The organism is Sporocytophaga sp., from assembly GCF_017745095.1.
GTDB lineage: Bacteria > Bacteroidota > Bacteroidia > Cytophagales > Cytophagaceae > Sporocytophaga.
This window is the reverse complement of sequence record NZ_JAGHZZ010000009.1, coordinates 1-21,789: the sequence shown is the minus strand read 5'-3', so window position 1 is coordinate 21,789 and position 21,789 is coordinate 1. Positions and strand designations below refer to the sequence as shown.

At 36.9% G+C, this 21,789-nt stretch carries 18 protein-coding genes and 1 riboswitch; of the genes, 11 read left to right on the top strand and 7 right to left on the bottom strand.

Annotation, left to right across the window (positions count from 1 at the left end; genetic code table 11):
• The first annotated feature begins 73 nt into the window (after positions 1 to 73).
• On the top strand, positions 74 to 1,132 hold the full coding sequence (locus J7604_RS14940; RefSeq protein ID WP_293897140.1) for a class I fructose-bisphosphate aldolase: 1,059 nt from the start codon (positions 74 to 76) through the stop codon (positions 1,130 to 1,132).
• A gap of 46 nt (positions 1,133 to 1,178) precedes the next feature.
• Positions 1,179 to 2,054, top strand: a complete 876-nt coding sequence (gene accD / locus J7604_RS14935) for an acetyl-CoA carboxylase, carboxyltransferase subunit beta (protein ID WP_028980778.1) — start codon at positions 1,179 to 1,181, stop codon at positions 2,052 to 2,054.
• Between the two features lie 118 nt (positions 2,055 to 2,172).
• Here the strand turns inward: accD and fbaA are convergent, their stop codons facing one another.
• Positions 2,173 to 3,264: a class II fructose-bisphosphate aldolase gene (fbaA, locus tag J7604_RS14930; protein WP_293897139.1), complete on the bottom strand. Its 1,092-nt coding sequence runs from the start codon at positions 3,262 to 3,264 to the stop codon at positions 2,173 to 2,175.
• A 142-nt stretch (positions 3,265 to 3,406) separates the two neighbouring features.
• Here fbaA and J7604_RS14925 point away from each other — a divergent pair, with 142 nt between their 5' ends.
• A complete protein-coding gene (locus tag J7604_RS14925; RefSeq protein ID WP_293897138.1) occupies positions 3,407 to 4,120 on the top strand; it encodes a SprT-like domain-containing protein in 714 nt (237 codons plus the stop codon).
• Between the two features lie 115 nt (positions 4,121 to 4,235).
• On the opposite strand, the gene J7604_RS14920 is transcribed toward J7604_RS14925, so the two are convergent.
• Positions 4,236 to 7,235 carry an AsmA-like C-terminal region-containing protein gene (locus tag J7604_RS14920; protein ID WP_293897137.1) on the bottom strand — a complete coding sequence of 1,000 codons (3,000 nt, stop codon included), beginning with the start codon at positions 7,233 to 7,235 and terminating at the stop codon, positions 4,236 to 4,238.
• 129 nt (positions 7,236 to 7,364) lie between these two features.
• The gene (gene metX, locus J7604_RS14915; protein ID WP_293897136.1) at positions 7,365 to 8,402 is read right to left on the bottom strand and encodes a homoserine O-acetyltransferase; all 1,038 of its coding nucleotides are present in this window, start codon (positions 8,400 to 8,402) and stop codon (positions 7,365 to 7,367) included.
• Positions 8,403 to 8,544: 142 nt separating this feature from the next.
• Positions 8,545 to 8,650, bottom strand: a riboswitch (SAM riboswitch).
• Positions 8,651 to 9,278: 628 nt separating this feature from the next.
• Between metX and J7604_RS14910 the strand changes: the two genes are divergently transcribed.
• Genes J7604_RS14910 through J7604_RS14895 form a run of 4 tightly spaced genes read left to right on the top strand, consistent with a single transcriptional unit; the run spans position 9,279 to position 15,253 of the window.
• Positions 9,279 to 9,761, top strand: coding sequence for a MarR family transcriptional regulator (locus J7604_RS14910; RefSeq protein ID WP_293897135.1), 483 nt, complete (start codon positions 9,279 to 9,281; stop codon positions 9,759 to 9,761).
• Positions 9,762 to 9,771: 10 nt separating this feature from the next.
• Positions 9,772 to 10,821 (top strand): efflux RND transporter periplasmic adaptor subunit, encoded by a 1,050-nt coding sequence (locus tag J7604_RS14905; protein ID WP_293897134.1) that lies wholly within the window; start codon positions 9,772 to 9,774, stop codon positions 10,819 to 10,821.
• Positions 10,822 to 10,827: 6 nt separating this feature from the next.
• Complete coding sequence (locus J7604_RS14900) at positions 10,828 to 13,938, top strand: efflux RND transporter permease subunit (RefSeq protein ID WP_293897133.1); 3,111 nt, start codon at positions 10,828 to 10,830, stop codon at positions 13,936 to 13,938.
• A complete protein-coding gene (locus J7604_RS14895) occupies positions 13,931 to 15,253 on the top strand; it encodes a TolC family protein (protein ID WP_293897132.1) in 1,323 nt (440 codons plus the stop codon). Before J7604_RS14900 ends, J7604_RS14895 begins: the two co-directional genes overlap by 8 nt.
• Positions 15,254 to 15,278: 25 nt before the next feature.
• Here the strand turns inward: J7604_RS14895 and J7604_RS14890 are convergent, their stop codons facing one another.
• Positions 15,279 to 15,455: a hypothetical protein gene (locus J7604_RS14890; protein ID WP_156027063.1), complete on the bottom strand. Its 177-nt coding sequence runs from the start codon at positions 15,453 to 15,455 to the stop codon at positions 15,279 to 15,281.
• 157 nt (positions 15,456 to 15,612) lie between these two features.
• Between J7604_RS14890 and J7604_RS14885 the strand changes: the two genes are divergently transcribed.
• On the top strand, positions 15,613 to 16,233 hold the full coding sequence (locus J7604_RS14885) for a class I SAM-dependent methyltransferase (protein WP_293897131.1): 621 nt from the start codon (positions 15,613 to 15,615) through the stop codon (positions 16,231 to 16,233).
• 31 nt (positions 16,234 to 16,264) lie between these two features.
• On the opposite strand, the gene J7604_RS14880 is transcribed toward J7604_RS14885, so the two are convergent.
• Together J7604_RS14880 and J7604_RS14875 are read right to left on the bottom strand one after the other, a co-directional pair.
• Positions 16,265 to 16,984, bottom strand: coding sequence for a methyltransferase domain-containing protein (locus J7604_RS14880; protein ID WP_293897130.1), 720 nt, complete (start codon positions 16,982 to 16,984; stop codon positions 16,265 to 16,267).
• On the bottom strand, positions 16,981 to 18,141 hold the full coding sequence (locus J7604_RS14875) for a type III polyketide synthase (protein ID WP_293897129.1): 1,161 nt from the start codon (positions 18,139 to 18,141) through the stop codon (positions 16,981 to 16,983). Before J7604_RS14875 ends, J7604_RS14880 begins: the two co-directional genes overlap by 4 nt.
• A gap of 47 nt (positions 18,142 to 18,188) precedes the next feature.
• On the opposite strand from J7604_RS14875, the gene J7604_RS14870 reads away from it, so the two are divergent.
• Positions 18,189 to 19,064, top strand: a complete 876-nt coding sequence (locus tag J7604_RS14870; protein ID WP_293897128.1) for a UbiA family prenyltransferase — start codon at positions 18,189 to 18,191, stop codon at positions 19,062 to 19,064.
• Here J7604_RS14870 and J7604_RS14865 read toward each other — a convergent pair.
• Entirely contained in the window at positions 19,061 to 20,176 is a 1,116-nt protein-coding gene (locus J7604_RS14865) for an FAD-dependent monooxygenase (protein ID WP_293897127.1), read from the bottom strand. The two genes, J7604_RS14870 and J7604_RS14865, sit on opposite strands and share 4 nt — an antisense overlap.
• Before the next feature lie 164 nt (positions 20,177 to 20,340).
• Here J7604_RS14865 and J7604_RS14860 point away from each other — a divergent pair, with 164 nt between their 5' ends.
• Positions 20,341 to 20,853: a DUF1802 family protein gene (locus tag J7604_RS14860; RefSeq protein WP_293897126.1), complete on the top strand. Its 513-nt coding sequence runs from the start codon at positions 20,341 to 20,343 to the stop codon at positions 20,851 to 20,853.
• 80 nt (positions 20,854 to 20,933) lie between these two features.
• Complete coding sequence (locus J7604_RS14855; RefSeq protein WP_293897125.1) at positions 20,934 to 21,284, top strand: hypothetical protein; 351 nt, start codon at positions 20,934 to 20,936, stop codon at positions 21,282 to 21,284.
• The last annotated feature ends 505 nt before the right edge of the window (positions 21,285 to 21,789 follow it).

The window sequence follows — 21,789 nt, the reverse complement described above, 5'->3', positions numbered from 1 at the left end:
TTTGGAGGATTTGAAAAAAAAGATATCTTTGCTTTTCTGTATTGGATAAAGTTTTCATTACAAAAGAAGAAAAATGTCCTACAATAAGATATTAAGTCTGCTTGGAAATGATGCCGATTACCTCCTGAAGCATCAATGTGAGACAATCACTAAGCAATCGATAAGAAATCCTACACCTAACTATGTAGATGAATCGTTTGCTCTGTCTAATCGCCCGACACCGGTTCTGAGAAGCCTTGCTTCTATGCTTGGACACGGAAGACTGTCTGGAACAGGGTATATATCTATTTTGCCCGTGGACCAGGATATAGAACATACAGCAGGAGCTTCATTTGCTCCAAATCCCATTTACTTTGATCCTGAAAACATTATAAAACTGGCAATTGAAGGTGGTTCCAATGCCATTGCAAGTACTTTCGGTACATTAGCCATCAATGCCAGAAAATACGCCCACAAAATTCCTTTTATAGTAAAAATCAACCATAACGAACTGCTCACTTATCCGAATAAATACAATCAGGTTATGTTCGGAAAAGTAAAAGAAGCCTGGAACCTTGGGGCTGTTGCGGTCGGAGCAACTATTTATTTTGGCGCCGAAGAAAGTAACAGACAACTCATTGAAGTTTCTGAAGCCTTTGAGCAGGCACATGAACTTGGGATGGCAACAATACTATGGTGCTATACAAGGAACAATGCTTTCAAAAAAGACGGCGTTGACTACCATAATGCGACAGATATGAGCAGCCAGGCAACCCACATAGGAGTGACCATACAGGCCGATCTTATCAAGCAAAAGTTACCAGAAACCAACGGAGGCTTTAAGGCATTAAATTTCGGAAAATATGACGAAAAGATGTACTCTCAGCTTTCAACAAACCATCCTATCGACCTCACAAGATATATGGTAGCCAATTGTTATTCAGGAAAAATTGGACTGATCAATTCTGGCGGAGAATCAAAAGGAGATGATGACCTAAAAGAAGCGGTAAAAACAGCGATTATTAATAAAAGAGCTGGAGGAGTTGGACTAATTTTAGGTAGAAAAGCCTTTCAAAGACCGCTATCCGAGGGCGTAAAACTTTTAAATGCGGTTCAGGATGTTTACCTAACCAAAGAAATTGACTTAGCTTAAGAATTATAATTAATAGTGAAAATAAACAATCAAAACGAATAAGGGGATGACTTGGTTTAAGAGAACAGAAAAAGGAATTCAAACACCAACAGAACTGAAAAAAGAGGTTCCTGACGGGCTTTGGTATCAGTGTCCCGAATGCAAAAAAGTCATGCAGACGAGTGCTCATGTACTTAATTCCTATACCTGCATTGAGTGTAATTACCACGCCAGAATTGGCTCAAAAGAATATTTCGAACTGATTTTTGATGATAATCAGTTTACTGAATTAGATCCTACCCTTAGCTCCTCAGATCCATTAGAATTTACAGATAGCCAGGCTTACCCGGACAGAATTAAAGCTTCACAAAAAAAATCAGGACTTAAAGATGCTGTAAGATCTGCTGTAGGAAAGATGAACGGAATTGAAATCGTTATCTCCTGCATGGATTTTAAATTCATTGGTGGTTCAATGGGATCAGTTGTGGGTGAAAAAATTTCAAGAGCAATCGACTACTCAAGAAAACACAAAATTCCTTTTTTAATGATCAGTAAATCTGGTGGAGCCAGAATGATGGAGGCTGGCTTTTCATTGATGCAAATGGCTAAAACTTCTGCCAAACTAGCCCTTCTTGACAGGGAGAGAATTCCTTATATTTCATTAATGACAGACCCTACCACCGGAGGGGTTACTGCTTCTTATGCAATGTTAGGCGATTTCAACATATCTGAGCCAGGAGCTTTGATTGGTTTTGCAGGACCAAGGGTAATCAGGGAAACAATAGGTAAAGACCTTCCTGAAGGTTTCCAGTCCGCTGAATTCTTATTGGAGCATGGCTTCCTTGATTTTCTAGTTGACAGAAAAGAGCTTAAATCTAAATTAACAGATCTTCTGATTATCCTCAAAGGTAAAGTTACTGAAGTACCTCAGGAGAATCTTTAAGATAAATACATGCATAAATAAAAAGCCCTCGATACGTCGAGGGCTTTTTATTTATAGAGTTTTACCTCAACGTACTTCTCCTTCGGAGCGGCACGTTGAGGTATATTATATAATCAAATTACAATTTAGCGTTGATATTGATCGCATTCAAATCTTCGAATGACTGCTTCAATCTCGCTACTAGAGTTTTCTCACCTTCTCTCAACCAAACTCTTGGATCGTAGAATTTCTTGTTAGGCTGATCTTCTCCTTTAGGGTTACCAATCTGACCTTGTAGATATCCTTCGTTCTTCTTGTAGTAGTTCTTCACACCATCCCAATAAGCCCACTGAATATCTGTATCGATATTCATTTTGATAGCTCCGTAAGAGATAGCTTCTCTAATTTGCTCCTGGCTAGATCCAGATCCACCATGGAATACAAAGTTGATTGGTTTTTCAGCACTCAGATTGAATTTCTTCTTAACATACTCTTGAGACTTGTTAAGAATTTTTGGCTCAAGCTTTACGCTACCTGGCTTATAAACGCCGTGAACGTTACCGAAAGCTGCTGCAATTGTAAATTTATCGCTGATTTTGATAAGCTCTTCGTAAGCGTAAGAAACTTCTTCAGGTTGAGTATATAGTTTAGAATTATCCACATCTGAATTATCAACTCCGTCTTCTTCTCCACCTGTTACACCAAGTTCGATTTCAAGAGTCATACCCAATTTAGACATTCTTTTAAGATATTCTTTGCAGATTTCGATGTTCTCTTCAAGAGGCTCCTCAGACAAATCAATCATGTGAGATGAGAACAAAGGCTTTTTGTATGCTTTGAAAAACTCCTCACCAGCGGCAAGCATCCCATCTATCCAAGGAAGAAGATTTTTTGCTGCATGGTCAGTGTGAAGGATAACAGGAACACCGTAAACCAAAGATAATTGGTGTACATGGTGAGCAGCAGAAATAGAACCTGCTATAGAAGCCTGCTGTTTGTCATTTGGAAGAGATTTTCCAGCATAGAACTGTCCACCACCGTTTGATAACTGAATAATTACAGGTGAATTAACTTCTTTTGCTGTTTCCATAACAGCATTTACAGAGTTAGTTCCTACTACGTTTACTGCAGGAAGGGCAAACTGATGTTTTTTTGCTGCTTCGAAAATCTCCTGAACCTGATCTCCTACTACAACACCTTTTAGAGCGGATGTTTTTATATTTTCAACCATACTTATTTAATTTAAAAATTCTTAAGGAGCTAATATAACAATTTTAAAGCTTTCTTATATCATCTAAACACCATAAGTTAAAAATTTAGACCATTTTTTGTAAAACTTTTCCTGTTCTGGCATGTAATTTCAAAAAAAGGGTATGAAAAATAAGCAGAAAAGTCCCATTATTACCAGGAATAAAAAATCCTTACATTCTCATGCCACTGTTCCTGCAAATTCTTATTTTAAAATTCTATTTACACCTAAAATGCAGGAAAATCTTCTTATTTCAGTTTTTGAAAAGCATCTTCCGAAAGGGACAGTTTCATATTGTTACAAGCTATGGTATGAGAATCACTTTTACTTCAGATTAGCACGGAGAAGGGAGTCAAAACTTGGCGATTACAGATATGATCCACGTACTAAGGAACATACAATAACGCTCAATCATGACCTTAATCCATATTCTTTCCTTGTCACTTATCTGCATGAAGTAGCACACCTTAAAGCACAGATCCGTTACGGAAACAGGATAAAACCTCATGGTGATCAATGGAAAGCCATATTCTCAGAATTATTGATTCCAATATTCGAAAGGCATGATTTTCCAGCCTCCTTATCTAAAGCTTTAAAAGATTATATCGCTGATCCTAAAGCTTCCACTTGCTCTGACACAAATCTGATGATGGCTTTAAGAGAATTCGATAAGGATGACAATCTCGTCTATTTGTCGGAACTTAACGAGGGACAACGATTCCGACTGGGAAGAAAATTTTTTATCAAAGGCAAACTAAATCGAACAAGGTATATATGCAAAGAATGCAAAAGTGGAAAAAGCTATTATGTATCTGAAGTAGCTCTGGTGGAAATTTAAAAGTTGTAAGTAATAAATTGTAAGAGTGTGTTCATAGAAATTATTACTTAAAACTAAAAAGAGGTTGCTTCTTTTGGAAACAACCTCTTTTCTTTTTAATTATAATTTCTGATTATTATTTAGGAAGCTTAAACTTATCCTTAATTGCTTTTTCAGCTTCTTTCTTCAGTCTTTCCTGCTCCGCTTTCTGCTTTTCTTCTGCTTCTTTCTTTATTCTCTCCTGCTCTGCCTTTACTCTTTCTTCTGCAGCCTTCTTCGCTTCTTCAGCTTGCTTCTGAGCTTCCTGGATCTGAGCATTGTTTTTGATTTCTTCTTTTACCTTGTTCTCAACGGCTGTCTTCGCCTGAGCTTTACCTTGCTCTTGTACGCTGCTTCCTGCTATACCCACTTTTGGATCGCTGTTGGTACCGCCAATTTTCAGGTCAAGTTTTATGTTCTCAGAACCTGAAGAAGGCTGACCTGTAATCTTCCCTAAAGCTGAGTTTACGGCAGAACCTAATGCACCTGCTGGAACATCCATTTTTACAATGTAATCAAGACCTCCATCAAAGCCAGAAGCACCACCAATATTCATTTTGAAGTTACCAGCATTTACATCAAAAGGTTCAACTTTTAACTTGCCGCCTTCAATCTTAAAATTCGCAATCACATTTTTAACACCAAGCGGGTTAAGCTCCTTTACCATAGTAAGCTTGCTCATTGTAGCAAGAATAGGATTGTCCTTAATGGTAGCATTAGGAATAGCAAGACTTCCTGCTCCTGACATTGTCGGATAAAGCGGATTCATATATTTATCCATCTGACCATTTGTCTTCAGGGATAAAGAAACAACGCCTTCCATATTTTTTGCCATTGGAGCAAATGTCTGAACTGTATTGAAGGTCTTAAATGCCTCTTTGATCTGAATCTCTGTAATCTTCATATCAAAATCGAATGACGGCTTTTCTACATCCTTCGTATTATACTCTCCCTTAGCCAGTAAGAAACTTCCGCCAAGAGAATTGAATACAAGATTTTCCAGTCTCGCTATACCATCTTTCATGATGATGTTACCTTTAAGATCCTTAAGGCTCATATTGTCATAAAGAACTTCTCCGATTTGTGAAGCAAGGAAAAAATCTATGTTCTTGGGAATTTCAACAAGACCGCTATCTACAGGTTCAGCCTGAGCCTGAGGAGTTGTAGCCTCTTCGTCTGTCATCCACTCATTCACATCAAATTTCTTCGAATTAAAGCTCATGTTTCCGCGAAGTACAGTGTCCTGCTTTCCGAACATATAGCCCATGTAATTAGAGAAAAATCCTTTTATGCTGATATCACTTTTTCCAAGATAACCATCCATATTATCGATAGTCATTTTATCAGGTGTAAGTGTAAAGCTTGCAGAGGAAAGAGCCATTCCCTGAGGGAAATCTTTACTAGAATATTTCAGGTTGGAAACCTTCATTGTACCAGCAGTAGAAGTTTTTTCATACCTTCCTGCTTCCACATCAGACAATACTCCTTTAGTTGCGATATCTGCAATGATTCTACCTGCTACTGTCATATCTTCAAGAGGATAGATCTTTGTCATTTTTGTAAGATCAATAATTCCTTTCAAATTCACGTCATAGGCAGGGTCATCAAAATTCACAACATTAGCCTTCATTTCAAATGGCTCTCCGTCCATCACCATTTTAAAGTTTTCCAATGATGCTTTAGAAGTTGGCATATCACCTGAACTTTGCACTGCAGCATTAAAGCTCATTTGCTCCAATGCAGCAGGGAAATCTTTGGTTTTAACATAACCATTCTGTAAGAACATCTTTGCATCTACAACCGGCATCAGTTTCAAAGAGTCGCTATACATACCCTTTACCTTTACGTCAGCACCGAAAAGTCCTTTTAATGTAGTTCCTTCAATCGGGTAAAACTTAGTTACATCATCAAGCTTTACCTTTGCAAGTACATTCGCATCAATTTTATATGGATTCAACCCTTCAACAAGAGCACGTGCATCTATAGGATTTTTGTCCATATCCATGTGGAATTTTTTCAGATTGATAACAGTATTATCAATGATTCCGTCATTGTTAACCACACTCAGGTCAGTCGCAATATTGCTGATAGCAGAAGGTAGAGATGGATATTTCATGCTTCCGTTATCAACTTTCAAATTGAATGTAAAGCCTGGAAGTGTAGTAGCTGTTTGTTTACCCTTTACAATTCCGTTAAATGCAACTTTACCTTCAGCCTTCAGATCATTATAATCTTTAGTATAGATCGCAGGAACAAGAGAAATAAGATCTTTGAAATCAGTTTCCTTTGCCTCATAAGTAAGATCATAGATGATATCATCACCTGGCATTGCTATAAGTCCGTTAAACCCGAAATCAAAATTGTTGATCTTGATATTGTTTTCAAGGAACTTATATTCTGACTTAGGCATGTTGATATTCAGATTAAGGTTCGCTTCAACCTGATGTTTGTTCAGATAAGCAACATTGTCAAAAATAACAACTGTCTCTTTAGACTTTGTATAAGTTTCAACATCATAAATATCCTGAGTAATATCCCCTTTCCCAGTATGGTTAAAGCCCCTCAACTCAGCATACATAGGCAACGATTTATCTTCATAAATAATAAGACCATCTTCGATTTCCCATTTATCCAGTGCAATGCTGAACTTAGAAGGCTCTTCCGGAGCTTTCTTAACAGTATCTTCAGGAGTTGCTATAGCAATGTCCCAGCTCATCTTGCCGTCCTTCGTCACATATGTAGCAACAATTGGCTTATTCAGATAAATGCTTTTAACTTTTATCTGATCTCCTGAAATAACACTCATGATATCGGCGACAACTTTAAAGTTCTTAGCGAAGAAAAGAGTATCACCTTTAAACTCTTCCTGTTTTCCGATGATACCAAAATCGTCGATGGAAATAGTTACGTTTGGAAAGTTTCTGATAAGAGACAATCCTAATTTATCCGCATCAAAAACAACAGTAGCATTCACGCTTTTGGCGATCTGCTCATCTACTTTGGCTTTGATTTGATCTTTAAAAAGGAATGGAATGGTTAACAAGAGGATAAATAAAAATGCTATTATCCCCAGAAAAATAAGAAGACCTTTTTTCATTTGAATTGAATTAATTGATTTCTGTCAGATTTCTGATAAATACAAAGAGCCCTAAATATAGGCTTTTTTTCTATACGATTTATCGGATAAAGTTATTGCGGGGAAGACGAAGGGAAGAAAAATAAATTATCAGAATAATCCGGCAGCGGTTTTTCTTTTATAAAAATCCTTCAGTATATGTGCAATTTTTTCAGTTTCAATCAAAAAGCCATCATGCCCATACAAAGAATCAATTTCCTGATATTCTGCTCCAACAATATTTTGAGCTAAGAAAATTTGCTCGCAAACTGGAAAAAGAATATCGGTTTTGATGCCAATCACCAAAGTATTTGATTTTATAGCCTTTAACGCAACCTCAGCTCCACCGCGTCCACGACCGACGTGATGTGAATCCATTGCTTTTGAAAGGTAAAGGTATGAATGACAATTAAATCTGTTTACAAGCTTAACCCCTTGATAATTCTGGTAAGAGGATGCTTTATAGTTATCCAGCTTATTGTCGTCCGTTTCTTTCTGTGTGGAAACGTAAGTATTATAATTTCTGTATGAAAGAAGTGCGATAGCCCTTGCCGCTTTCAAACCATCCTGCCCTGCATCTTCTCTGCACTCTTGCCAGGTACTATCAGCCTGAATAGCCATTCTCTGAGATTCATTAAAAGCAATTCCCCACGGAGAATGAAACGCATTAGTTGCCAGCAAGATCAGGTTTTCGATAGTATCAGGAGCTATAATAGCCCACTCCATAGCCTGCTGACCGCCAAGGGATCCGCCGATACATGAATGTATTTTAGAAATACCCAATTCCTCTTTAAGGACGATATGGGCATTTACCATATCTCTTATTGTAACCTGCGGGAAGTCTAGAAAATATTGTTTACCTGTTTGAGGGTTAACATTAAGAGGGCCACTTGTTCCGTAGCAAGAACCAAGTATATTGGCACATACTATGAAGTGCTTTTCAGGATTAAAAAATTTATCCTCTCCTACCAACCCATACCACCATGTATGTACTTCTGAATTAGCAGTAAGAGCGTGGCAAACCCAAATTACGTTATCTTTTCTACTATTTAGTTTCCCAAATGTAGAATATTGAATCGTAAGGTTTTCAAGAACCTGCCCTGACTCTAAAACAAAATTATTCTTATATGTAAAGGTCTTATTTTCCACTTTTAAACTCCAGATTAAACCAACAAATTCAGCACAAAACTAACAACAGATAAAAAGGAAATTAAAAGACTGGCCTTTACTCTTAAAGAAAGAGGTATAACGAAAGGTGTAATAGTATTCAATTAATTTCTTCATCATAATTAATTTATATGCCCTAATATCTTAGGAAAGGAATTAGCACCTTATCTCAAAAGGATAGGTTGCTAGAGGTTCAAAGAGCCTTTTCTCTCCCCTCTTCTTTATAAATCAATTACATGTTCAGAGTAATTGACTTTGGAGGGTTCAAAATTAATCGGAGAAATGTTAAAAACAAAACAAATTGACCAATTGTAACAAATTTTAGTAATTGCTTTACTATCAATCATTATAATCTACTTATAATCAGAAAATTAATTATTGCCAACCTGCGAGAAGATGAGCAAAAAATATTAACGCAGACTTAATAAGGAATCCACAGACTCCTCATTACATAAAACGTTTAATATCACAGAAATAAAATTCACGAAAAACCAGGTTACTTACCCTCAAAAAACACGTATAAACACTTAAACACCTTAATTTTTTTGTTATGCTACTATTCTTTATTCTCGCCATTGTTTGCTTTTTAACCTATAAGGTAGTTTCTATGCCTAAAAAAATAGGCAAAAATAAAAAAACGAAACATCTGAACTCTCCGCTGTAAGTTTTCACATTCAAATAAATATTTTTCAAACTATTATCCCGCATTTACTGTTCCTAATTTTTCGAATTCCAAATCATGGAATTCATAGACGAACGATGATAAACAATTAAATTTTAGTCTGTTTATTTACGTTATTAAACCAATTAGTTAATATTGCTAACAATTAACTTAATTTACTATTGTTGTTGCTTTAAATGAGAATTATTTCATCAAAAGAACCTCCGCTGGGAAAACGCTGCACAGATCTGGCCAAAAATTATCTGGCATTTCTTGTTGAAAATCTAGAAAGCTCTGGCTTGGACAGGTATTATTATATGTTGTTGGTTTTGGATGAAAACTCAGGAAAAATAACCCAGCAGCAACTCTCCGAATTACTTCATTGCGACAAAGTTACTACCCTGCGCAATCTTGATCATTTGTCCAAGCTTGAGCTTGTAGAAAGGGTCATTAACCAGAAAGATCGAAGGGAGCATCTTTTACAAGTGACCACCAAAGGCAAAAAGTTAATTCCGCAAATCAGGAAAACATATAAAGAACTGGAGCAAGGAGCATTTAAAGGGATGAGTGAAATAGAAATAAATAATTTCTATAGTACCCTTGACCTGATAAGAAATAATTTAAAAGCTCTGCATTCAAGCAAAATAGACATCAAACTCAAAATTAATAAAGTTAAGTAAAACCAAAGCGATGAGTATCAGAACCACCATATTTCCCGCTATTTTTATTTTGGCCACTATCTGGTCCTGCACATCCTCCGGCAAAAAAGCCAAAGAGATCCGTGGGCCAAAGGATACACCTCCTTTATCCATCACAGGCTTAATTCTTAAGCCTGAAGAGGTGGACAATAAGATAGAAATTATAGGAACTATACTTTCAAATGAAAAAGTAGATCTTAGAAGTGAGGTATCCGGTAGAGTAACAGGGATTCATTTTAAAGAAGATGCAAAAGTTTCCAAAGGAACACTTCTTGTAAAAATTTTTGATGAAGAACTCAGAGCTCAATATAAAAAGATCAAGCTTCAACAAGAACTAGCTAACAGAGAAGAAGAGCGTAAAAGGAAGCTCCTCGAAATAGGTGGTATTAGCCAGGAAGAATATGACATTGCCAGCAACCAAGCAAGTACCCTGCATGCAGATCTGGACTTATTATCTGCTCAATTGCGTAAAACTGAAGTGAAAGCACCATTCAGTGGGATAATAGGACTACGCTATGTGAGTGAAGGTGAAATTGTTTCTCCTACTACTGTTATAGCTTCTCTTCAGCAAATAGATCCCATTAAGCTTGAATTCGATATTCCTGAAAAATATGGTGCTTTTGTCAAGAAAGGTTCTGATATAAAGTTTACTGTAACCGGATCTGACAAGATTTATAATGGTACAGTATATGCTTCGGAACCTATGGTAGATGTAGCTACAAGAACTTTAAAAGTGCGTGCAAGATCTTCAAATGAAGACTTCAGTTTGAGACCTGGGTCATTTATTAAAATTGATCTCTTGTTACAAAAAGACGCTCAAGCTATCATGGCTCCTACACAGTCAATTGTACCCATGCAAAATGGCTCAAAAGTATTTGTTTATAAACAAGGTTATGCTATTTCCAAAAATGTAAAAACTGGCGTGCGTAACGACTCTTCCATTCAGATAACCGAAGGTCTGAATGCTGGAGACACATTAATTACTTCAGGTATCATGCAATTAAAAGACAGCCTGAAGGTAAACATAACCTTATCCAAGTAATCTGCTATGAATATTTCTTCTGTAAGTATAAACCGCCCTGTTCTGGCAACCGTGATGTCCATAGTCATTGTACTATTCGGACTCATCGGCTATAAATACCTGGGTATACGGGAATTCCCATCCATTGACCCTCCCGTCATTACAGTTAAGACATCCTATACTGGTGCCAATGCTGATATTATAGAATCGCAGATCACGGAACCATTGGAAAAAAGTATCAACGGAATCGCGGGTATCAGATCCATCTCTTCTTCAAGCAGCACAGGAACAAGCAGCATCACTGTTGAATTTAATCTAGATGCAGATCTTGAAACTGCAGCGAATGACGTTCGGGATAAGGTTTCTCAAGCGGTTCGCTTTCTTCCCTTGGATATTGATGGTCCTCCGGTTGTTACAAAAGCAGATGCAAATTCTGATGCCATCATAGCTCTTACCCTGCAAAGCAATACCAGAAGTCAGCTTGAAGTGAGCGACTATGCCGAAAACGTGGTGCTTGAAAGGCTCCAGACAATTCCAGGTGTAAGTACTGTACAGATTTGGGGACAGAAAAAATATGCTATGCGGATTTGGATGGACCCATTTAAACTGGCCTCCTATCAGCTAACAGCTGCCGACGTGTGGGGTGCATTGAACAAAGAAAATGTAGAACTTCCTAGTGGTAAAATTGAAGGTTATGCTACTGAACTTTCCGTAAGGACGATGGGAAGACTTACCACAGAAGATGAGTTCAATAACCTTATCATTAAAAACGATGGAACCAGAATTATTAAGCTGTCTGATATCGGAAGGGCTACTTTAGGTGCAGAGAATGAAAACACCATGCTTAAGGAATCTGGCATTCCAATGATTGGTCTTGGTGTGGTGCCCCAACCAGGAGCAAACTATATTGAAATTGCCAACGAGTTTCACAAGCGATTCGACCAGATAAAAAAAGATCTTCCTAATGATTACAAGATGGACATCGCTCTTGATAACACGAGATTCATTAAGACATCTATACTGGAAGTCCAGGAAACACTGATCATCGCATTCGTACTTGTGGTTATCATCATTTATTTGTTCTTCCGCGACTGGCTTATTGCTTTCAGACCTTTGATAGATATCCCTGTATCTCTTATTGGGGCATTCTTTATCATGTATGTTGCAGGATTTTCTATTAATATTCTAACCTTACTTGCAATAGTTCTTGCCACAGGTCTCGTAGTCGACGACGGTATAGTCGTCACGGAAAATATTTACAAAAAAATTGAGGAAGGCATGGATCCGTTAAATGCTGCTCATGAAGGTTCCAAAGAAATCTTCTTTGCGGTAATATCAACTTCCATAACTCTCGCTGTAGTGTTTCTTCCGATTATATTTCTTGAAGGCTTTGTAGGTCGATTATTCCGGGAATTCGGTATCGTGGTTGCAGGTGCTGTACTTATATCAGCATTTGTATCTCTTACACTTACGCCAATGTTGAATGTAAAACTGGCTAGAAAAAACCATACCAAGAGAACACGCTTCTATGAATGGTCTGAACCTTTCTTTGTTGGGATGACCAATCTATACAGTCGCTCTCTGGGAAAATTTCTGAATGTAAGATGGGTTGCAATTATCATACTTCTTGCATCATTAGGAACTATCGGATATATCAAAGGAAATCTTCAGTCAGAGCTGGCACCACTTGATGATAGAAGTGTACTCAGAGTTTCTGCAACGGCACCTGAAGGTACTTCATTTGATTACATGCTTAACTACATGGACAATGTATCTAAGTTCATCAAAGATTCCGTACCTGAAAATAAAATTGCTATGACCATCACAGCACCGGGATTCTCAGGTTCCGGAGCCATGAATACGGGTATATTCAGAATAGCATTGACAGATCCTCATGACAGGAACAGGTCGCAGCAGGAGATTGCAGATTACTTATCCAAAAATCTGAAGTCTTTCCCATCTGCCAAACTCTTCGTCGTTCAGGAACAGACGATCAGTGGCGGTGGGGGCGCCGCCAAGTCCGGACTTCCGGTACAGTATGTTATCCAGTCATCTGATTTTAAAAAACTGTCTTCTGTACTTCCTAAATTCATGGAAGAAGTAGGGAAAAACCCCACATTCATGGGCTTTGATGTTAACCTAAAATTCAACAAGCCTGAGCTTATTGTAAAACCTGATAGAGAACGAGCCAAAGCGCTTGGCGTTTCTGTGAGTGATATTGCTCAGACTCTTCAATTATCGTTTAGTGGGCAGAGGTTTGGCTATTTTAACATGAATGGAAAACAATATCAGGTTATCGGTCAGCTTGACAGGGCAAACCGTGATCAGCCATTGAATCTGAGTTCGCTGTATGTGAAAAACAAAGACGGAGTTCCTGTTCAAATGGACAATCTGGTGAAAATAGAGGAAACGAATAGTCCACCCCAACTTTATCACTTTAACAGATATAAATCTGCAACAGTATCTGCCGGACTTGCTCCTGGCAAAACCATTGGGGATGGAATTGAAGCCATGGACCAGATTTCCAAAAAACTGCTAGACGATTCCTTCAGCACCAGTCTGAGCGGACCATCAAGGGATTTTGCCGAAAGTTCTTCAAATATTCTATTTGCATTTTCTTTGGCGCTGGTACTTATCTATCTTATTTTGTCTGCGCAATTTGAAAGTTTTATAGATCCGCTGGTAATTATGTTAACCGTACCACTAGCACTTGCCGGAGCTTTTATAACTTTGTATGCGTTTGGACAGACATTAAATATTTTCAGCCAGATTGGTATTATTATATTAATTGGTCTGGTAACCAAAAATGGTATCTTGATTGTAGAATTTGCGAATCATAAAATAGAAGAAGGATTATCTGTAATGGATGCAGCACGTGAGGCAGCAGCAGCACGTTTAAGACCAATCCTAATGACCAGTCTTGCAACTATTCTGGGAGCAGTTCCGATTGCATTTGCTATTGGGGCTGGCGCTAAAAGCCGTATCCCGATGGGACTTGTAATTATCGGAGGATTATTGTTTTCTTTAATCCTGACCTTGTATGTAATTCCGGCGATGTACACATTCTTATCCAGAAAGAAGAATAAAAAGAAAGAAGTTAAAGAAGAGCCTAAAAAGATAGAATATTCATATGAATAAAATTAAATTTTTTATGCTGGCTGTTATATCGACAGCCAGCTTTTTAACTGCTTTTTGTCAGGATACTTTGACACTTGAAAAAGCTATTGAAACAGGGCTTGAAAATAACTATTCCATAATAATTGCAAGGAATAATCAGAAGATAGCAGAAAATAGCAATACTCTTGGGAATGCTGGATTTTTACCTACGGTTGACTTAAACTTTAATAATACCGGCAACCTTGTGAATACTCACGTAGAATATCAGCCACCTACACCTGCAAAAGATGTAACCGGTCTTAAACCCAAAAGCATATCTGCTAATGCCCTTGTCAACTGGACCATATTCGATGGCTTCAACATGTTTATTACAAAGAATAAACTTCAGGAACTTGAAAGAGCCGGACAGACAAAAGCTCGTATGGATATTGAAGTAACAGTCGCAAACATCATTAATACATATTACTCAATTGTACAGCAACAAAAGATGATGTATGTGATTCAAGAAGCTATCGGCCTTTCACTGCAAAGACTTAAGCTGGCCCAAAGCATGAAAAGTATAGGAACCGGATCCGAGCAGGCAATTTATCAGGCAATGGTGGATGCAAATGCCGACAGTACAAGGCTTCTACAACAAGCGGCCCTAATCCGTAATGCCAAAGCAGATCTTAACCGGCTTCTTGCACGTGAAATTACTACGGCATTTGAAGTAAGGCCAGAAATACCAATTAATGCAAAGCTTGATTTTAATGATCTTAATGAGAAGTTAGAGAGTCAAAATGCAATGTTACTAACATCCAGAGCAAATGCCAATATTGCCAGATATGATATAGAATCTTTCCGTAGCCAATATTTACCGATAATTGGAGTGTTTGGAGGATACAACTATACAAAAACCCAAAACCCAGTGAGCCCAGCACGTTTGAACCAATCCAATGGTTTAACATACGGGGTAACGGCAAGCATGAACATCTTCAATGGAAGTGTCACGTCCTTGAATGTTCAGAATGCAAAGGTTCAATATAAATCAAATACATCTCTGTATGAAGACACAAAATTATCTCTTAAAAATGACTTGTATAAATACTATAACAATTACCTCACAAGCATTCAACTTGTAAATATTCAGGTTGGAAATGTTGAAGTAGCACGTAAAGACTTAAATATTGCAGTGGGCAGATATAAACTAGGTAATATAAATGATATAGATCTTCGAATTACCCAGCAAAAACTTACCGATGCAGAAAACAACCTTCTTTCAGCCCAATTTACAGCAAAAACTGCCGAAATTGAGCTGCAAAGGTTAAGCGGCCAATTATTGAATGATCTTCAATAAAATAGAATAACTTTTTTACAGATAGTCAGCGCTCGTCGTGCTTTCTGGTTGCTTGCACAAATTTGAAAATAAAAGGAGAAGCTGCGAATACGAGAACACCAATAATCGCGGCTTCACCTATTTTTACTATACCAGTTGCAGCACCCGCAACGATGAGTACAACGATACCAATTAATCCAACTATAAAATGTACCTTGCTCATAAGATCTTTCCCTTTGGTTCCTTAATAAATCAACCAAGATCAAAATAAATAGGTGCAATTTCTCCTAAGGAAGAATTGAAACTATATTCAATCTGTTGTAAATAAGTGGTAATACAACGGAACGAACCTAAATATTCCTATCTAAATAGCACTTATTATGGAAAATCAGACAAATAAAAAACATTGGGAAACAGTCTATGCAACGAAAACTCCTGACCAGGTAAGTTGGACTCAAGATGTTCCCTCCACTTCATTGAACTTTATTCATTCATTTGGTCTGTCTAAGAATGCGAAAATTATTGATATTGGCGGTGGAGATAGTAAACTAGTGGATCACCTTCTTGACGAAGGTTATGAAAACATAACAGTTCTTGACATTTCTAAAAATGCCCTTGACAAAGCAAAAAATCGCTTGGGTGACAAAGCCGACAAGGTAACCTGGATTGTAAGTGATATAACAGAATTTAAGCCTACTTCAAACTACGACATCTGGCATGATAGAGCAACCTTTCATTTCCTCACAACAAAAGATCAAATTGCCCATTATCTGGAAACTGTAAAGCAAAGTGTATCTGGCTACATAGCTATAGGAACTTTTTCAACAGATGGACCAACAAAGTGCAGTGGCCTTGAAATAAAACAGTATGATGAACAAGCATTGACAGCAGAACTTGAAGCTGGATTTGACAAAATGAAGTGCATCACTGAAGATCATATTACACCATTTAATACAAAGCAAAATTTCTTGTTTTGCAGCTTCAAAAGAAGGTTAAACTAATTCCGTAGTTAATTGATCTTAACTCACAAGATTAATCACACCACAAAATCACCTGAAAACGAAACGCCCATTTCCAGCGGATTTCAAACTTAGCGAAACCGGCTTTAGTAATTAAAAGTTCAAGTTCCTTTTTCTTGAATGCCCTAAGTACCGAAAGCTGAGCATCATATTTCACCATGTATGACTTGGAGAACAACCCCGTAAGGTATTTTATGGAATAATAAGCAAACCAATGCCTGTGAATGTCATTAATTATGATAGCAACACGAGTTTGTTTCCTCAATTGCTTTAAAAAATCTACAAAAACATCATCTTCAAAATGATGACAAAAAAGTGTACAAGTGCTTATATCAAATAATTCATTTCTGAAATCCTTATCCAGCACATTAAATTTTTTAAATGATATACTGTTATTTAAAGGAACTTTTTTTGCTGCATGATTCACCACATAGTCGTTAGCATCAATGCCAATAAGGTTTACTTTTATACTTTTTGACTGTGCCCATTTATAAATGAGTGAAAGCATTTCTCCTCCACCGCATCCGAGATCAGAAATAGTTATAGAATTATCTGAAGCTTGCAACTTACCTTCCTTAATAACCCTTTTAACAGCATCCAACGTTACTGCATTACCCCCTAACCATTTATTTATAAATTCAATTTCATCTAACGTTTGGCCAAGAACCTCCCCTTCGAACTCCAGGTCGTCCATAATTTCAGGGTCTGCTGATCTTTGCAAAAAACGACTCATACTGCTTCTATATTGATAAACTCCTTATCATCTTCAAGGGCTTTGGTAAATTCTGATGGGACAACTTCCAAAACCATTGATTCCATTGTAAGTCCAGGACCAAATGCAAATGATAAAATTCTTTTAGAGGAAAGATCGTTTTGTAAATCCTGCATAATCTTTTTCAAAACAAAAAGTACCGATGGCGAAGACATATTCCCATAATCAGCAAGCACGTCAAAACTCTGTTGACATTTTTCCTTCTTAATTTCCAACTCATCCTTTATTACTTCCAGTATCTTCTTTCCTCCAGGGTGAACAGCGAAATAATCTATTTCATCAACTTTATAACTAAGCTTTGATAGCAAATTGTTTGTTAACTCTTTTATCCCACTTTTTATCATTGAAGGAACATAAGAAGATAAAGTCATTTCGAAGCCAAAGTCAGCTATAGACCAGGCCATGTCTTTGCGACCTTCCGGTAGTAAATCACAATAAAACAACTCCGGACTCAAGGCTAGTGCGCTGGATTTTTCAGCCTGAACAATCACCGCTGCCGCTCCATCCCCGAATATAGCATTAGAGAGAATGTGATCCCAATTCATACTCTTCTGATAATGAATGGTACAAAGTTCAACACAAACCATTAATACAACAGCATTTTTGTCCGCTTTACAAATAGCGTCCGCAACTTTCATCCCAGAGAATGCAGCATAACATCCCATAAAGTTGACACATGTTCTGTTCACTGAATGAGATAAGCCAAGAGACTGAACAATATCAAGATCAAGACCTGGAGCATACATACCAGTGCATGAAACAGTAATAAGATGAGTGATTTTATCTTTGGAAAAAGATCCTAATTGATCCAAACAGTTCTCAATTGCAGCGATACTCAGAGGAAGCGCCTCTTGTTTATAAAGAGCCATCCTTTCAGACACAGATGGCATAAGGGCTTTATCTCCTGGTTTGAAAAAATCAGAATACTTAAATGCAGTCCCAAAGTCAGGTAAGACCGAGTATCTATGTCTTATGCCAGAAGCACGATACAAGGTAAATAACCTTTGTCTTTCCTCCTCATTCATGGAAACAGCATCCGACATGAACTCCGCTATCTTTAATTGCGGAAAACCATATGCGGGATTTGCAGTACCTATCGCTGTAATGAAACTTTTCATTCCTTAGAAACAAAATTTTATCTATCTTGTTAAAAACTCTTAAAACAATGATGATTCAAAAATCAACATTAATTCACTTGAGAATTCCCTTCTCAATTTTTTTGATGCCTTTCTTTATCTTTGCTTTAAGCCAATCACCGAATCCCAATATACCTTATTTGATTCTTTCATTCATTATAATTCACCTCTTTTTTTATCCCTCAAGCAATGGTTACAATAGTTATTTTGACAAAGATGAAGAAAGTATAGGAGGCATCGAAAATCCTCCCCCTGTTTCAAAAGAGTTGTATTTTACATCATTACTATTTGAGTTTATAGCGATTGGCCTTTCATTTATTATAGGGTGGCAATTTGCCCTAATGGTCTTTATTATCGCAATGGCAAGTAAGGCATATAGTCATCCTTCTACAAGATTGAAGAAATATCCAATAGGAGGACTTCTTGTCGTTTCTTTCTTTCAGGGCCTCTGGACTTATCTGATGTCTTATTTAGCGATTAACGGACTGACATATTCAGATGTCAATTTTTATGATCTTATTCTTCCGGCTTCTCTTTGTACTTTGATCCTTTTGGGATCATACCCTATGACTCAAGTATATCAGCATAATGAAGATGGTAGAAGAGGAGATCAAACATTTAGCAGAATGCTTGGAATCAGAGGTACTTTCATCTGGACAGCGTTGGTCTTTACAATTGGTTCTGGTGGATTTGTATATTATTTCATCGCAAAAAATCTTTTAGTTGCTCTTTACGCTTTTCCTTTATTTATGATGCCCACTCTGGTTTACTTTCTCCTATGGTTTATAAGAGTATTAAAGGATGAAAATGCTGCAAATTTCAAATCAACTATGACACTGAATATGCTGTCCTCTCTAGGATTTATAGCTTTCTTTATCTTCCTTACCGTTCTTAAGTATACCTAGAATGGGTCACCGTGAGTCATTTTTATAAGTTGCCTTAAAACAGGCTTTGCTGTATTCAGGAATCTCAAAGAAAACTCTGTCATCAGGTCCTGCCCGAATAATTTTTGTATTTGGCTCCCAACAAACAATCTGGTTGAAAATAATTCATTCCACCTTTGTGAATATTGATCTTCCAAAAGCTGTCTGTTTAAAGATGATTTTACAAAATGTGTGGAGATAAGTTCTGATAAGATCTTTGAAGAATGTATAGCCATAGCCATTCCATTGCCGCAAAGGGGAGAGATCATACCAGCTGCATCTCCGCAAAACAAAAGATGATTGGATACAGCTTCTTTTCTTTCAAAGCTGATTTCATTTATTACTTCTGGCTTTTTATATAGAAAATCAGAGTGCTCAAAAATGTACTTTAAATGCTTGTTCCTGAAAAGTACTTCTTTCTCCATCTCTTCAATATTTCCATGATCTTTCAGATTACTTTTTGAGCTCAGATAACATAGACAATATTTATTATCTTCAATTTTTGATATACCACAGTAACCATCTTTAAAGTTATGCAAAGCGATCAGATCGTTAGGGAATTCCGTCCTGATATGGTATTTCACACCAATGTAAGGAGACCTTTTAAAGAAAAATCTGCGATTGAGTTGCCTGTCAAGGTTTGATCTTTTTCCAAAACTACCCACGACAATATGGGAATAATACTCTGAGCCATCCTGCAGTTTTACGTTGAAGATGTCGTTTTCAAAGTTCACATCTTCAACCTGCCTTTTTAAGACAAAACTTACTCCTTTTGATTTTGCAAGTGTATATAAAGCATAATCAAGTGCATAACGACTGAGTCCGAATCCCCCAAGGTCAAGCTGCATGTTTACTTCCGCACCAAGCGGAGAAGTAACTTTTAGTCTTTTAATTTCTGAAGGGCCAAGGTCGGCAATTTTTAATCCTATTGAGCTCAAAAAAGGTTTTACTTCATTAGAGATGTATTCTCCGCAAACTTTATGAAAGGGATATTCTTTCTTTTCTATCACTAAAACATCATATCCCTTATCTGCAAGGCAAATGGAAGTAATGAGCCCACCAAGGCCTCCACCTATGATTATGATATCTTTCAATGTTTTGATGAACAGGTGTTAATGTAATAAACTTACAATTTCAAAAATAAATTAGGGAATAAAAATACTTAAATCTGAATTTCCTCTATTATTTTTATTCCAGCATTACAGAACGATTACCAATTAATGCTTAAGTTTTTATAACATATTACAAAGTTAAAATCATGACTCCTGCATTTAAAGAATGGTCATATATAGTGGAAGCCTTAGGAACAGGCAAACAGAACATCATCATCCGAAAAGGAGGTATTCATGAAGAAGGTTCTGATTTTGAAATTAAAACAAAAAAATTCTTATTGTTCCCCACCCTCTTCCATCAGGCAAAAGACTTAGTAAAAAGCGATTGGTTTGAAGGTTTTGATCCAGAAAAATTTCATAAGGAACAAGATAAAGTTAGGGTTGAATATTTTGCTGAGATTGCGGACAGCAGGATTATAACTGAGTGGGACAAACTTGCCAAATTATTTCCTTTCCATGCATGGAGCGAAGCAATCATTAAGGAACGCTTTGAAAGATGGGAGAAAAGAGCACATCTTCTTATCGTTCAGATTTACAAACTAAACGAACCTCAAACTATTGAAATACTTCCGGAATATGGAGGCTGCAAGTCATGGGTAGATCTGGAAGGAGATTTTAATCTGGAAGGGAAGCCTGTAATAAATAAAATGATCCGTTAAGAGTTTAGGAAATCATTTGTCGAGCTTGTAACCTTTTAACAAAAAAGGACTTATACTTATATCTTTACACTTTTACAAAAATGAAGAAAATTGTAACTATTATTTTTACAAGCTTATTTTTGCTGGCTATGCTCAATCTCAAAGCTCAGACATCGGGCGACAATTATTTTATAAAAAGTCAATACGACTTTTTAAACTCAAGGAAAAACAGATTTGAAGGTTTTGCTTATAAAAATCAACAATACAATGCTGCTCCTCTCAAAAAAAATCTTCAGGGGAAGCCTTACCGGAACTATACTTCAAAATATTCATACAGAAGTACACACAGAAGCTCAAAGCAAAAGAGTAGCAGTGGGAGCTACTTTACAGACTATCTTGTGCCTAATTTGGCTGCACCAATTATAAAAGATATTATAAGGTGTCAAAACTAAAAATTTCTACTACTAAAATTGGGCATGAAAATTTAATGCTTCGTTTTTGATAAACTATCCTTTAACTTAACGATTCAATTCTTGCCCTATTCAATGTTGCAAATAGTAAAGACGATCTATAAATCCATCCTTTCCGAAAGGACGTGGATAAAACTTCATCATACAAAATTTTATATAAGAATTTTTTTTATTCAGGATCAAACGTAACATGTGTTTGCTGCAATAAGAGTTTTACAAAATTTCTTCCACACGGAAATATAAAAAGACAAAATGCTGTTTGTCCATCCTGTAATACTCTTGAGCGCATCAGGGTTTTATATCTTTACCTTAGAGATAAACAAATTTCTTTTATGATAAACTTAGTGTACTTCATTTTGCTCCGGAATACAAGCTGGAACAAATATTCAGCATCCTGGCTTAAGTTTATTTAACTTAAGTCCACAAATGATGGCAAGTCTATTGATTTGCCAAACTTTCTGTCTCGTCCTGAAATAGGTTTACAGGT

What these genes read in the sequence shown, in the direction of transcription:
- J7604_RS14940 (WP_293897140.1), top strand. Translation starts at nt 74, where the DNA reads ATGTCCTACAATAAGATATTAAGTCTGCTTGGAAATGATGCCGATTAC.
- J7604_RS14890 (WP_156027063.1), bottom strand. Translation starts at nt 15,455, where the DNA reads ATGAGCAAGGTACATTTTATAGTTGGATTAATTGGTATCGTTGTACTC.
- J7604_RS14855 (WP_293897125.1), top strand. Translation starts at nt 20,934, where the DNA reads ATGAAGAAAATTGTAACTATTATTTTTACAAGCTTATTTTTGCTGGCT.
- J7604_RS14875 (WP_293897129.1), bottom strand. Translation starts at nt 18,141, where the DNA reads ATGAAAAGTTTCATTACAGCGATAGGTACTGCAAATCCCGCATATGGT.
- accD (WP_028980778.1), top strand. Translation starts at nt 1,179, where the DNA reads ATGACTTGGTTTAAGAGAACAGAAAAAGGAATTCAAACACCAACAGAA.
- J7604_RS14910 (WP_293897135.1), top strand. Translation starts at nt 9,279, where the DNA reads ATGAGAATTATTTCATCAAAAGAACCTCCGCTGGGAAAACGCTGCACA.
- J7604_RS14895 (WP_293897132.1), top strand. Translation starts at nt 13,931, where the DNA reads ATGAATAAAATTAAATTTTTTATGCTGGCTGTTATATCGACAGCCAGC.
- fbaA (WP_293897139.1), bottom strand. Translation starts at nt 3,264, where the DNA reads ATGGTTGAAAATATAAAAACATCCGCTCTAAAAGGTGTTGTAGTAGGA.
- J7604_RS14905 (WP_293897134.1), top strand. Translation starts at nt 9,772, where the DNA reads ATGAGTATCAGAACCACCATATTTCCCGCTATTTTTATTTTGGCCACT.
- J7604_RS14925 (WP_293897138.1), top strand. Translation starts at nt 3,407, where the DNA reads ATGAAAAATAAGCAGAAAAGTCCCATTATTACCAGGAATAAAAAATCC.
- J7604_RS14885 (WP_293897131.1), top strand. Translation starts at nt 15,613, where the DNA reads ATGGAAAATCAGACAAATAAAAAACATTGGGAAACAGTCTATGCAACG.
- J7604_RS14920 (WP_293897137.1), bottom strand. Translation starts at nt 7,235, where the DNA reads ATGAAAAAAGGTCTTCTTATTTTTCTGGGGATAATAGCATTTTTATTT.
- J7604_RS14880 (WP_293897130.1), bottom strand. Translation starts at nt 16,984, where the DNA reads ATGAGTCGTTTTTTGCAAAGATCAGCAGACCCTGAAATTATGGACGAC.
- J7604_RS14860 (WP_293897126.1), top strand. Translation starts at nt 20,341, where the DNA reads ATGACTCCTGCATTTAAAGAATGGTCATATATAGTGGAAGCCTTAGGA.
- J7604_RS14870 (WP_293897128.1), top strand. Translation starts at nt 18,189, where the DNA reads ATGATGATTCAAAAATCAACATTAATTCACTTGAGAATTCCCTTCTCA.
- J7604_RS14900 (WP_293897133.1), top strand. Translation starts at nt 10,828, where the DNA reads ATGAATATTTCTTCTGTAAGTATAAACCGCCCTGTTCTGGCAACCGTG.